This is a genomic window from Serratia sp. FGI94 (genome assembly GCF_000330865.1).
In the GTDB taxonomy this organism is placed as follows: Bacteria; Pseudomonadota; Gammaproteobacteria; order Enterobacterales; family Enterobacteriaceae; genus Serratia_B; species Serratia_B rubidaea.
On the sequence record NC_020064.1, the window covers coordinates 1,033,800 to 1,046,674 of the forward strand.

Consider the following 12,875-nt stretch of genomic DNA (forward strand, 5'->3'; position numbering starts at 1 on the left):
AAAACTAACCCATCATGTTGATGTTAAGAGATATCCTGACAGGGTAAGGCCCGGTATCGGCTTTATCACTCTTCCTCCGAGCCTCTGCGTTCGGCGGTGCGGGTTTCGGCGCGGGAGAGGGGATTGGGGGCGTCGTCGTCTTCACCGGCATAGCGCGTCAGCGCTTCACGAATATCCTGCATATCGCTGCTTACGATACTCAGCGCCGGCTGCAGCGTGGTTTGCAGACGCCCTTCGGCGCGCGCGGCGCTGTGCAGGCAGCCGATAAACAGCAGCGTGCTGAGCAGGGTGAAAAAGCGGTGTTTGAGCCGTGTCAGGCGCATGCGTGTTCCCCAATGGTTGAGTCTTGTCGCATTAACGCCGTTTTGCCGTGAAAAGAACAGGGCTGGGAGATATCTGCTGGCAATCAGAGCCGAATAATTACCAGCAGAAATAATTACGTCAGGTTGGTTCAGGAAACGTCGGCCGCCGGACGGACTTCTGTCAGCATGCTGCGCATGTCATAGCCGGTCGGCGTCTGGCAAATACGCAGGTCGAACTCGCCAATCACCGCAAAAAGATGGTCGAAAATATCCGACTGAATGCTTTCGTACTGCGCCCAGACCGTGGTGTTGGTAAAGGCGTAGATCTCCAGCGGCACCCCTTCCGGCGTCGGCGCCAGCTGGCGCACCATCAGCGTCATGTGCTGGTGGATATGCGGATGGGCGCGCAGGTAGGCTTCCAGGTAGGCGCGCAGCGTGCCGAGGTTGGTCAGGCGGCGGCCGTTAAGCGGCGAACTGAGATCCACCTGCGCCTGCTGGTTGTACTGATCCAGCTCTTCCGTTTTGTGATTCAAATAGTGCTGCAGCAGTGGGTTGCGGTTCAGACGCTGCTCTTCCTGCTCGGAGAGGAAGTGCACGCTGGTGGTGTCGATATTGATGCTGCGCTTGATGCGACGGCCGCCGGACTCCGACATTGAGCGCCAGTTTTTAAATGAATCGGAGATCAGCGCATAGGTCGGGATGGTGGTGACGGTGTTGTCCCAGTTGCGCACTTTGACCGTGGTCAGGCCGATATCGGTTACCGCGCCGTCGGCGCCGTATTTCGGCATCTCCAGCCAGTCGCCGATTTTCAGCATATCGTTGGCGGACAGCTGGATACCGGCCACCAGGCCCAGAATCGGATCCTTAAATACCAACATCAGCACCGCGGTCATGGCGCCCAAGCCGCTGAGCAGCAGTAGCGGTGATTTCCCCATCAGCAGCGAGACGATCATGATGCCGATTAAAATGGCGGCGATCAGCTTCACGCTCTGGAAGATGCCGCGTAGCGGCAGCTGATTGGCGGCCGGGCTTTCGCGCAGCACCGCCAGCAGGGTATCCAGCAGCGAGAACAGCGTCAGCAGGGCGTAGGCCATGATCCACACCTGCGCGGCGGTAACGATCACCGCCTGGGTCTGGCTGCCGCTGTGCAGCCACAGCAGCGCCTGCAGGTTGATGATCACGCCCTGCAGCAGCAGCGCCGCGCGCTGGAACAGCTTGTACTGGGTCAGCGCCTGCTGCCAGACGCGCTGCGACTGCTGGCCGCGGCGCTGAATCGCCGCCAGCACCACGCGGTGCAGGATAAAGTGAATAACCACCGAGATCAGGGCGATCAGCACCAGTACCAGCACTAGCGACATGATGTCGGTAAATTCGATGCCAAACTGATCTAACCATTGAGCAATCCGTTGTTGCATAGCACCTCCATAAAATGCGTTAACGATAGCCACGAAACGGGCAGGGGCGTAAGCCTAAAGCCCACGCCGCACAATGTGTACCGGTTTACCAATTTTTACATTAAGTTAGCACGATTTCCTCCTCTCAGCCTCCCGGCTCCTCCCCCGTTTTTAGCGTCAGCAGATGAGGGACGCCGCTGAGCGACGTGGCATGGTGGCGCCAGCTATCGTGTGATTGGCGCTGACAACAGCAGGAGGGGAGTTATGCTTGAAGCCTGGCATCTGCCGGTACCGCCGTTTGTGGTTAAGAATGGGCAGCAGTTGGAGATTACGCTGTGGGTGCAGGCGGAAGCGCCGCCTCTGCAGGTATTGCTGCGCGCGGAACCGGATAACGAAGAGTGGCTGCTGCCGATGGCGGCGCAGGCGGTTGACGGCCGGCTGTGCTATCGCGCCAGCCTGACGCTGAATGAGGGGGAGGCGACGCGGCGCTACTGCTTTAAGCTGCTGTGGGCCGACCGCCAGCGCTGGTTTGGCCCGCGGGGCTGGTCGCTGACGCCGCTGCCGCAGCTGGCGCAGTTTGCGCTCGATGAGCCGGACGACGGCCCGGGCTGGGTGGCGGACCAGCTGTTTTACCAGATATTTCCCGATCGCTTCGCCTGCAGCGGCGGTGAGCATGGGATCCAGAGCGGCAGTTACGTGCATCACGCGGCCGGCACGCCGGTGGAGCGGCGCAGCTGGCAACAGCCGTTGGACGAACGGCTGGCGGCCTCGACCTTTTACGGCGGCGATCTGGACGGCATCGTCCAGCGGCTGCCCTATCTGCAGCAACTGGGGGTTACCGCGTTGTACCTCAACCCGATTTTCACCGCGCCCAGCGTGCATAAATACGATACCGAGGATTACTATCAGGTGGATCCGTACCTGGGCGGCGACGCGGCGCTGCTGCGTTTGCGAGTAAGCACTCACAAGATTGGCATGAAACTGCTGCTGGACGGCGTGTTTAACCATACCGGCGACTCGCACCCGTGGTTTGACCGCCACCGGCAGGGCGAAGGGGGCGCCTGCCATCATGCGGATTCCCGCTACCGCCACTGGTTTAACTTTTACCCTGACGGCACCGCATTAACCTGGAAAGGCAACGCCAGCCTGCCGAAGCTGAACTACGCCGAGCCGCAGGTGGCGGCGGCGATCTATGGCGATGCCGACAGCGTGGTGCGCTACTGGCTGAAGCCGCCGTACAGCATCGACGGCTGGCGGCTGGACGTGGTGCATATGCTCGGGGAGAACGGCGGCGCCGGCGGCAACCTGCGCCATCTGGCGGGCATCTATCAGGCAGCCAGAGAGGTAAATCCCGCCGCCTATCTGGTGGGCGAACATTTTGGCGATGCGCGCCGCTGGCTGCATGCCGGCGTGGAAGACGCGGCGATGAACTATATGGGCTTTGCCCTGCCGCTGCGGGCGTTTTTGGCGGGCGTTGATGTGGCGCGTCACCCGATTGAGCTGGACGCCGCCGCCGTTGCGGCATGGATGGATGATTACCGCGCCGGTTTGCCGCATAACCGCCAGCTGATGATGTTTAATCAGCTCGACAGTCATGATACGCCGCGTTTTCTGACCCTGCTGGGCGGCAATATGGCGCGGATGCGCATGGCGGCGGTGTGGCTGATGAGCTGGATTGGCGTGCCCTGCCTGTATTACGGCGATGAAGTGGGACTGGACGGCGATAACGATCCGCTGTGCCGTAAGCCGTTCCCCTGGGATGAGGCGCGCTGGGATCGGCCGTTGTTGACGCTGTTTCAGCGTATGGCGGCGCTGCGCCGACAGAGCCTGGCGCTGCGGCGCGGCGGCTGTCAGGTGCTGTTCGCGCAGGGGGAAACGCTGGTGTTTGTACGTACTTACCAGCAGGAGCGCGTGCTGGTGGCGCTGCAGCGCGGTGGCGCTAATCCGGCGCTGCGGCTGGCGTGCAGCCCGCTGTTAACGTCGGGCGACTGGCAGAAGCTGGAAGGCGAGGGCGAACTGTCGGCGCAGGGCGAGGGGGTGACGCTGCGTCTGACGGCGGAGTCGGCGAGCGTCTGGCGGCTGTGACGGCGTAAAACGGGGGCCGAACGGCCCCCGGAACAGGATCAGTAGCCGATTGCCGCGCCGGCAGGGCGGCGTACGTCGTTGGCGCCGTACAGATAACCTTCGCGCACCTTGCCGGAGACCGCCGAATCATTGCCGGAGTTGGCCGGCGCAACGCCCGCCGCGCCCGGAAGACCGACCAGAATCAGCTCGGCCGCGCCCCACGGCGTCTGCTCCACCATCTTGTAGCCCATCTTCTGCAGCAGGCTCAGCGTATCGGCAGAGACGCCGCGCTGTTCGTAATAAACCTCGTCAGGCAGCCACTGGTGGTGAATACGCGGCGCATCCACCGCCTCCTGCGGCGCCATGCCGTGGTCGATGACGTTAAGCGCGGTCTGCAGCGTGATGGTGATAATGCGTGAGCCGCCCGGCGAGCCGAGCACCATAAAGATTTTATTGTCTTTGGTCACCAGCGTCGGGCTCATCGACGATAGTGGGCGCTTACCGGGGGCGATGGCGTTGGCGGTGCCCTGCACCAGGCCGTAGAGGTTTTTCTCGCCGACCTTCACGGTGAAGTCATCCATTTCGTCATTGAGGAAGAAGCCGGTGCCGGGGGCAATCACCACCGCGCCGAAGCGGCCGTTGACGGTGTAGGTGGTGGAGACCGCATTGCCGTCATGATCGACGATGGAGTAGTGGGTGGTTTCCGGTTTTTCATGCGGCTCCATGCCCGGCTGCACGTTGGTCGACGGCGTCGCCTTGCCGGGAACAATCTGCTTGCGGATCTGCTCGGCGTAGCTTTTGCTGACCAGCCGGTCGATCGGGTTGCTGATAAAGGCCGGGTCGCCGAGGTAGGTGTTGCGATCCATATAGGCGTGGCGCATGGCTTCGGTCATGGTGTGGATGGCCGCCGCCGAGTTAAAGCCCATGCTCTTCAGATCGTAACCTTCCAGGATATTCAGCGTTTCACACAGCGTGACGCCGCCGGAGCTGGGCGGCGGCGATGAGACGAACTTATAGCCGCGGTAGCTGCAGGTAATCGGCGCCGTTTCGGTGACTTTATAGTTGGCGAAGTCATCGGCGGTCAGAATGCCGCCGCCCTTGCGGGCCGCCGCTTCCACCGCCTGCGGAATTTTGCCGTGGTAGAAGGCGTTCGGCCCCTGCTTGGCGATAGCTTCCAGCGTATTGGCCAGGTCGCTCTGAACCAGCCGGTCGCCCGGCTGCAGCGCGCTGCCGTCTTTGCGCAGGAAGATTCTGGCCGCTTCCGGATCCTGTTTAAAACGCGCCACGGTGGTGTCGAGGATATCGGTATCGGCGCGCGTCAGCACAAAACCTTCCCGCGCCAGCTTGATGGCCGGCGCCATCACCTGCTCACGGCTCAGCTTGCCATATTTTTTGCGTGCGGTTTCCATCCCCAGCACGGTGCCCGGCACGCCGGCGGCCAGATAGCCGTACAGGCTGGCGTCTTTTTTCACCTTGCCGTCGGCCTCCAGATACATATTGGCGCTGGCCGCCGCCGGCGCGGTTTCACGGAAGTTGATAAAGGTATCGGTGCCGTCGGCCAGATGGACGGTCATAAAGCCGCCGCCGCCGATATTGCCGCAGCAGGGGTTGACCACCGCCTGCGCGTAGCCCACGGCCACCGCGGCATCCACCGCATTGCCGCCCATTTTCAGGATGTCGACGCCCACCTGCGAGGCCAGGCGCTGCGAGGTGACCACCATGCCCTGTTGTGCTTCCACCGCCGGACTGGAGGCGGCGTGCAGGCTGCCGCTGACCAACAGCGCCGCCATGGTCAGGGGTTTACTCCATTTATTTAAAAGCATTGTTATTCCTACCCTGTCAGTTTTTTTATTATCAGGCTCTGCAAAGAACAGGCCAGCGCTTACAGCGTAGCGCCATGGCGCGGTGCGCGCTGAATATTGACGGGAGAATGTGAACCAAAACAAGGAAAACGCGGCGGGCTTGCACAACAATAGGGCATAAAAAAACCGGCCAGCAAAGCTGGCCGGTGAGTAACGCCGGGGCTGAAATTACAGCTTGGCAGCGTTTTCAGACAGGTATTTAGCCACGCCGTCTGGAGACGCGCCCATACCTTCTTTACCTTTTTCCCACTGAGCCGGGCACACTTCGCCGTGCTCTTCATGGAACTGCAGCGCATCAACGGTGCGGATCATTTCGTCGATGTTACGGCCGATTGGCAGATCGTTAACGATCTGGGAACGCACAACGCCGTCTTTGTCGATCAGGAAAGAACCACGCAGCGCAACGCCCGCTTCTGGGTGCTCGATGCCGTAAGCTTTCTGGATTTCACGCTTAACGTCAGCAACCATTGCGTATTTCACTTCGCCGATGCCGCCGTTTTCAACAGGGGTTTTACGCCATGCGTTGTGAACGAACTCGGAGTCGAAGGAAACGCCAACCACTTCTACGCCACGCTTCTGGAACTCTTCATAACGGTGATCGAATGCGATCAGCTCGGAAGGGCACACGAAGGTGAAGTCCATTGGCCAGAAGAACAGTACGGCTGGTTTGCCGTTCAGGTGTTTTTTCAGGTTGAAGTTTTCAACGATTTCGCCGTTACCAAGTACGGCAGCTGCGGTGAAGTCAGGGGCTTGACGAGTTACCAGGACCATGATTACTCCTGTAATAGTAGTTAAGGGTTAATGTCTGCCTGCGGTGGTAAACCGCGGGCAAAAACTTGGGTCAGTATAGGGGTCTTGCGTTGGCGAATAAAGGCCAAAAGCGCCAATCGATGAGATAGTTTTTATCTATCGATATCAGTAATTAATCCAGCAGAGCTTAAAAATAACCTTTTCCCGTAAAAGGGCAAGCGTTAACGATAAAATTATGCTCAGGCGGCGCTGTCACGCACGCTTGCCGGCCCCGTTACAGGCTTTTGGCCCGCGCCTGCGCCATCAGCTGCGGATAAAACTGCCAGAACTGTGTTTCAAGCTGATGATAATGGCGTTCCACGTCGGCAAAGGAGCCGCTCAGCGCCGCCAGTCGCGGCCGTCGGTTGGCCATACCGCGCAGCACCTGGGCGATAAACGGCAGTTCGGCGTAGCGCTCCAGCCAGCGTTCCGACCAGAGATAGTGGTTCAGGGTCTGAAAGCGCTCGGGGGTTTGCGCCAGATGGGGGACAATCCGATCGCGCGCCTGGCGGGTGAAATCGCTGAGCGAACGCGTCGGTTCAATCTGCTGCCAGTGGCGCGCCAGAAAGTGGTCCCACACCACGTCGAGCGTGATGGGCGCCACGCGGCGATAGTCGGCGCCAAAGTAGTCGCGGCACTGTTTGACCTGCGCCAGCGAGTCCGTCAGCGCGTCGATGCGGCGGTGCAGCATAATGCCTGCCGCCACCTCGGGCGCATAGTCCGCCGCCGGGTTACCGCGCACAAAGTCGGCCAGCAGGTTGCCCAACAGCGAGCTGTCAGCCAACTGGGCCAAATGGAGATGAGCAAGAAAATTCATCCGGTCACTATACCTTAAAATCGCCATCGTTATCCGCCGTTCTGTGCCCTGACGGCGGCGGGACGCGGGAAATTCGCCTTATTCCTTGCCGCCTTTCCCCCATGGCTTTAGACTATAGCGCCTATTTTTTAGCTGAAGTGAATACCATGCGCGTCGCCGATTTTTCCTTTGAACTTCCCGAGTCTTTGATTGCCCGTTACCCGCAAGCACAGCGCAGCGGCTGCCGCCTGCTGCAGTTGGACGGGCCGAGCGGCGAACTGACGCACGGCGTATTCACCGATCTGCTGGATAAATTGGAAGCCGGCGACCTGCTGGTGTTTAACAACACCCGGGTGATTCCGGCGCGCATCTTCGGCCGCAAGGCCAGCGGCGGCAAGATTGAGGTGCTGGTGGAGCGCGTACTGGACGACAGCCGGGTGCTGGCGCACGTGCGCGCCTCGAAAGCGCCGAAGCCGGGCGCCGAACTGCTGCTGGGTGATGACGAAAGCATCGCCGCGACCATGGTGGCGCGTCATGACGCCCTGTTCGAACTGCGCTTCAACGATGAGCGCGACGTGTTCGCCATTTTGAATGATGTCGGCCATATGCCGCTGCCGCCGTATATCGACCGGCCGGACGAAGACGCCGACCGCGAACTGTACCAGACCGTCTACAGCGAGAAACCGGGCGCGGTAGCGGCGCCGACCGCCGGTCTGCACTTCGATGAGCCGCTGCTGACGGCGCTGCGCGACAAGGGCGTGGAGATGGCGTTCGTCACCCTGCACGTCGGCGCCGGCACCTTCCAGCCGGTGCGGGTGGACAGCATTGAAGACCACATCATGCATGCCGAATACGCCGAAGTGCCGCAGGAGGTGGTGGATGCGGTGCTGGCCTGTAAGGCGCGCGGCAAGCGGGTGGTCGCCGTGGGTACCACCTCGGTGCGCTCGCTGGAGAGCGCCGCCGCCGCCAGCAAGAACGCGCTGATTGCGCCGTTCTTCGACGACACCAGCATCTTTATCTATCCGGGCTATCACTATCAGGTTATCGATGCGCTGGTGACCAATTTCCACCTGCCGGAATCGACGCTGATCATGCTGGTTTCCGCGTTTGCCGGCTATCAGCACACCATGCACGCCTATCAGCAGGCGGTGGCCGAGCAGTACCGTTTCTTCAGCTACGGCGATGCGATGTTTATCAGCCGTAACCCGCAGGCGGAACAAGAATCCGTCGGCGAGTAGGCGTTCGGGCCGCGCGGGTGCGTGGCCCGCTACTGCAATTATTGATGACATCAGACGGCTTTTTTGGGCTGCTGTGGCACGGATGGGCGTTAGTACAACCAGCGTCCAGCCTTGGCGGATTCAATAAGCATCTCGATGGTAAGCGCTTCCCGCTGTGACTGGCTGCTCTGCGGATAATATTTGGAAAAGGCAATCTCTTTTGGATCGATATTGAATTGTTCAGCGTAGCGCTCCAATAATTCATAGGCATCTTCGGGCGCCATGCGAAAATCTTTGCAGAGATCGGTGCTTTTCGTGAGCGGATACCGTTTGAGCAACCAGAACCAAAAGCCGTTATATTCTTCAACCAGAGCAAACACGGCTTTTTCAACGTCAGTTACCATAATCTATCGCTCCCGCGGGCTATCGTGTTGTATCTGGCGGTTGTTTTCAATGTGATATAGGTGATGTCGGCGGCAACCACTGTCCATCCGACAACCGGGACGCTGCGCCCGACAAAGGTGCCCAGCTTTTTGGTCATGATCACTTCCAGCCCTGGAGGGCCAACGAGCGTCGGAAGCGGCACCGGGAGTTTCTTCCCCCGTAATAACTTTCGAAAATAGACAGAAGCTCTAGACGTGCCAGGCCTGGCGTCTGCTAATTTGCCCGATACCGGTATGGTGTTTCTGCCTGAATAAATGGCAAAGGCGGCAAGCAGGTCATGGGCAGCGGCGCTGGAGCCGCTAAAATGTTCTGCAGTCACATCAATGAAGATCCAAAAATAAAGCTCGCTGGCGGAAAGATTATGCAAGCCGCCATAGAAATATCTCCCATGTAACTCTTCAACCGTATCCATCACTTTTCCTTGTTGATTGGCGTGGGATGTACCCTATCCCATCATCAGTAATGGGGCAATATTTGAACACCTTCGCCGTGACGCAGCCGTGCCCAAGGGCTGACAATCAGCTGCAAAAACTGACCGCGGTCAATTTGATTGACGGGTTGGTGGTGCGGCTTTGGCTGTTAGTTTAGAATATGCCCCCTTTATAGCTCATCAGACTGTTTCTCTGATGCTGGAGGATAAGTGAAGTACGAATTAGATACGACGGACGGCCGCGCGCGTCGCGGCCGGCTGATTTTTGAGCGCGGCGTGGTGGAAACGCCGGCCTTTATGCCGGTCGGCACCTACGGCACCGTGAAGGGCATGACGCCGGAAGAAGTGAAAGAGACCGGCGCGCAGATTTTGCTGGGCAACACCTTCCACCTGTGGCTGCGCCCGGGGCAGGAGATCATGAAGCTGCACGGCGACCTGCATGATTTTATGCAGTGGCCGGGCCCGATCCTCACCGACTCCGGCGGTTTCCAGGTGTTCAGCCTGGGGGCGATGCGCAAAATCAAGGAAGAGGGCGTTTACTTCCGTAACCCGATCAACGGCGACAAAGTGTTCCTCAGCCCGGAAAAATCGATGGAAATCCAGTATGACCTGGGTTCCGACATCGTGATGATTTTTGACGAGTGCACGCCGTACCCGGCCGACTGGGACTATGCCAAGCGCTCGATGGAAATGTCGCTGCGCTGGGCGCAGCGCAGCCGCCAGCGCTTCGACAAACTGAACAATAAAAATGCGCTGTTCGGCATCATTCAGGGCGGTGTTTACGAAGATTTACGTGATGTTTCAGTAAAAGGGCTGGTGGAGATCGGCTTTGATGGTTACGCTGTGGGCGGTTTGGCGGTAGGTGAGCCAAAAGAGGACATGCACCGTATTCTCGAACACGTTTGCCCGCAAATTCCGGCGGATAAGCCGCGTTACCTGATGGGCGTCGGCAAGCCGGAAGACCTGGTGGAAGGCGTGCGTCGCGGTATCGATATGTTTGACTGCGTGATGCCGACGCGTAATGCGCGTAACGGGCATCTGTTCGTGACTGACGGTGTGGTAAAAATCCGTAATGCCAAGCACAAGGATGATACTTCTCCGCTGGACAGCGAGTGTGATTGTTACACCTGTCGCAATTACAGCCGCGCATACTTGCATCATCTCGACCGTTGCAACGAAATACTCGGTGCCCGTTTGAATACCATTCATAACCTTCGCTTTTACCAGCGTCTGATGGCGGGTTTACGCCAGGCCATCGAAGAGGGTAAATTAGAGGCGTTTGTTGCGGACTTCTACGGTCGGATCGGTAAACCGGTTCCGCCTTTAAATGTTTAATAATTGATAACTTAATGAGGGAATTTCAATGAGCTTTTTCATTTCTGACGCCGTCGCATCCGCAGGAGCTCCGGCTCAGGGAAGCCCGTACTCTCTGATCATTATGCTGGTGGTATTCGGCCTGATCTTCTACTTCATGATCCTGCGCCCGCAGCAGAAGCGCGCCAAAGAGCATAAGAAACTGATGGATTCCATCAGCAAGGGTGATGAAGTTCTGACCACCGGCGGCCTGATCGGTCGCGTTACCAAAGTGGCCGATACCGGCATTATCGCTATTGCGCTGAACGACACCACGGAAGTGATGATCAAGCGTGACTTCGTGGCGGCCGTTCTGCCGAAAGGTACCATGAAGGCCCTGTAATTTTTTTTCCCGAAGGGAATTGCCGTGCTAAACCGTTATCCTTTGTGGAAGTATCTGATGCTGATCGTGGTGATCGCCGTCGGTCTGCTTTATGCGCTTCCCAACATCTATGGTGAGGATCCGGCCGTACAAATCACTGGCGCGCGCGGTGTCGCCGCCAGTGAAACTACGCTGGACCAGGTCCGTACCGTATTAGAAAAAGACCATATCGCGAGCAAGTCGATCGCGCTGGAAGAAGGCGCCATCCTGGCTCGCTTTAAAGATCCTGACGTTCAGCTGCGGGCGCGTGAAGCGTTGATGTCGGCGCTGGGCGACAAGTACGTCGTGGCGCTGAACCTCGCGCCGGCGACGCCGCGCTGGCTGTCCATGCTGGGCGCCGAGCCGATGAAACTGGGCCTTGATTTGCGCGGTGGCGTGCACTTCCTGATGGAAGTTGACATGGACACCGCGCTCAGCAAGCTGCAGGAGCAGACCATCGACACCCTGCGCAGCGACCTGCGCGAGAAGGGCATTCCTTACGCGTCTATCCGCAAGCTGGACAACAACGGCGTTGAAGTGCGCTTCCGCGACAAGGACGCGCGCGATCGGGCGATCAGCTACATGACGCCGCGTCAGCGCGACTACGTGTTCTCCTCGAACGGCAGCAACGCCATGAAGGTCACCCTGACCGATGCGCGTCTGAGCGAAGCGCGCGAATACGCCGTGCAGCAGAACATCACCATCCTGCGTAACCGCGTCAACCAACTGGGCGTCGCCGAGCCGCTGGTGCAGCGTCAGGGCGCTGACCGCATCGTGGTTGAGCTGCCGGGCATCCAGGATACCGCGCGCGCCAAAGAGATTCTGGGCGCTACCGCGACGCTGGAATTCCGTCTGGTCAACACCAACGTTGACGCCACCGCGGCGGCCAACGGCCGCGTGCCGGGCGACTCGGAAGTGAAGAACACCCGTGAAGGCCAGCCGATCGTGCTGTACAAGCGCGTGATTCTGACCGGCGACCATATCACCGACTCCACGTCGACCATGGACGAGTACAACCAGCCGCAGGTTAACATCTCGCTGGACAGCGCTGGCGGCAACTCGATGTCCAACTTCACCAAGGACAACATCGGCAAGCCGATGGCCACCCTGTTTGTGGAGTATAAGGACAGCGGCAAGAAAGACGCCAACGGCCGCGCGGTGCTGGTGAAGCAGGAAGAAGTGATCAACGTGGCGAACATTCAGTCGCGTCTGGGCAACAGCTTCCGCATTACCGGTATCGGCAACCCGAACGAAGCGCGTCAGCTGTCGCTGCTGCTGCGTGCCGGCGCGTTGATTGCGCCGATCCAGATCGTGGAAGAGCGCACCATCGGCCCAACCCTGGGGATGCAGAACATCGAACAGGGTCTGGAAGCCTGCCTGTGGGGCCTGGTCGCGTCCATCGTGTTTATGGTGGTGTGGTACCGTAAATTCGGCGTGATCGCCACCAGCGCGCTGGTGGTCAACCTGGTGCTGATTGTCGGCGTGATGTCGCTGCTGCCGGGCGCTACGCTGACCATGCCGGGCATCGCCGGTATCGTGCTGACGCTGGCGGTGGCGGTTGACGCCAACGTACTGATTAACGAACGTATCAAGGAAGAGCTGAAGAACGGACGTTCCGTTCAGCAGGCGATCCATGAAGGCTATAAGGGCGCGTTCTCCAGTATTATCGACGCCAACATCACCACGCTGATCACCGCGATTATTCTGTACGCAGTGGGCACCGGTTCGATTAAAGGCTTTGCGATTACCACCGCGATCGGCGTGGCGACGTCCATGTTTACCGCGATTGTCGGTACCCGTGCCATCGTCAACCTGCTTTACGGCGGCAAACGCATTAACAAGCTGTCTATCTGAGGAGTGCGT

Annotated in this window: 12 protein-coding genes; 5 read left to right on the top strand and 7 right to left on the bottom strand. The window is 59.2% G+C overall.

What is annotated here, in order from left to right; translation table 11 throughout:
* Window positions 1-65: 65 nt before the first annotated feature.
* Together D781_RS04640 and D781_RS04645 are read right to left on the bottom strand one after the other, a co-directional pair.
* The gene (locus D781_RS04640) at window positions 66-323 is read right to left on the bottom strand and encodes a hypothetical protein (RefSeq protein WP_015671154.1); all 258 of its coding nucleotides are present in this window, start codon (window positions 321-323) and stop codon (window positions 66-68) included.
* Window positions 324-451: 128 nt separating this feature from the next.
* Complete coding sequence (locus D781_RS04645) at window positions 452-1,717, bottom strand: mechanosensitive ion channel domain-containing protein (protein WP_015671155.1); 1,266 nt, start codon at window positions 1,715-1,717, stop codon at window positions 452-454.
* Window positions 1,718-1,960: 243 nt separating this feature from the next.
* On the opposite strand from D781_RS04645, the gene malZ reads away from it, so the two are divergent.
* Window positions 1,961-3,781 carry a maltodextrin glucosidase gene (malZ, locus tag D781_RS04650; protein WP_015671156.1) on the top strand — a complete coding sequence of 607 codons (1,821 nt, stop codon included), beginning with the start codon at window positions 1,961-1,963 and terminating at the stop codon, window positions 3,779-3,781.
* 38 nt (window positions 3,782-3,819) lie between these two features.
* Here the strand turns inward: malZ and ggt are convergent, their stop codons facing one another.
* From ggt to D781_RS04665, 3 genes are all read right to left on the bottom strand, one after another.
* The gene (gene ggt, locus D781_RS04655; protein WP_015671157.1) at window positions 3,820-5,583 is read right to left on the bottom strand and encodes a gamma-glutamyltransferase; all 1,764 of its coding nucleotides are present in this window, start codon (window positions 5,581-5,583) and stop codon (window positions 3,820-3,822) included.
* Window positions 5,584-5,790: 207 nt separating this feature from the next.
* Window positions 5,791-6,393, bottom strand: coding sequence for a peroxiredoxin C (locus tag D781_RS04660; protein ID WP_015671158.1), 603 nt, complete (start codon window positions 6,391-6,393; stop codon window positions 5,791-5,793).
* Between the two features lie 253 nt (window positions 6,394-6,646).
* The gene (locus tag D781_RS04665) at window positions 6,647-7,228 is read right to left on the bottom strand and encodes an ACP phosphodiesterase (RefSeq protein WP_041411721.1); all 582 of its coding nucleotides are present in this window, start codon (window positions 7,226-7,228) and stop codon (window positions 6,647-6,649) included.
* A 146-nt stretch (window positions 7,229-7,374) separates the two neighbouring features.
* Here D781_RS04665 and queA point away from each other — a divergent pair, with 146 nt between their 5' ends.
* On the top strand, window positions 7,375-8,445 hold the full coding sequence (queA, locus tag D781_RS04670) for a tRNA preQ1(34) S-adenosylmethionine ribosyltransferase-isomerase QueA (RefSeq protein ID WP_041412005.1): 1,071 nt from the start codon (window positions 7,375-7,377) through the stop codon (window positions 8,443-8,445).
* A gap of 89 nt (window positions 8,446-8,534) precedes the next feature.
* On the opposite strand, the gene D781_RS04675 is transcribed toward queA, so the two are convergent.
* Together D781_RS04675 and D781_RS04680 are read right to left on the bottom strand one after the other, a co-directional pair.
* Window positions 8,535-8,828 carry a DUF1493 family protein gene (locus tag D781_RS04675; protein WP_015671161.1) on the bottom strand — a complete coding sequence of 98 codons (294 nt, stop codon included), beginning with the start codon at window positions 8,826-8,828 and terminating at the stop codon, window positions 8,535-8,537.
* A complete protein-coding gene (locus D781_RS04680) occupies window positions 8,822-9,280 on the bottom strand; it encodes an STM2901 family protein (protein ID WP_015671162.1) in 459 nt (152 codons plus the stop codon). Before D781_RS04680 ends, D781_RS04675 begins: the two co-directional genes overlap by 7 nt.
* A gap of 228 nt (window positions 9,281-9,508) precedes the next feature.
* On the opposite strand from D781_RS04680, the gene tgt reads away from it, so the two are divergent.
* Genes tgt through secD form a run of 3 tightly spaced genes read left to right on the top strand, consistent with a single transcriptional unit; the run spans window position 9,509 to window position 12,866 of the window.
* The gene (tgt, locus tag D781_RS04685) at window positions 9,509-10,633 is read left to right on the top strand and encodes a tRNA guanosine(34) transglycosylase Tgt (RefSeq protein WP_015671163.1); all 1,125 of its coding nucleotides are present in this window, start codon (window positions 9,509-9,511) and stop codon (window positions 10,631-10,633) included.
* 28 nt (window positions 10,634-10,661) lie between these two features.
* Window positions 10,662-10,994 carry a preprotein translocase subunit YajC gene (yajC, locus tag D781_RS04690; protein ID WP_015671164.1) on the top strand — a complete coding sequence of 111 codons (333 nt, stop codon included), beginning with the start codon at window positions 10,662-10,664 and terminating at the stop codon, window positions 10,992-10,994.
* A gap of 24 nt (window positions 10,995-11,018) precedes the next feature.
* A complete protein-coding gene (secD, locus tag D781_RS04695; protein ID WP_071823818.1) occupies window positions 11,019-12,866 on the top strand; it encodes a protein translocase subunit SecD in 1,848 nt (615 codons plus the stop codon).
* Window positions 12,867-12,875 lie beyond the last annotated feature (9 nt).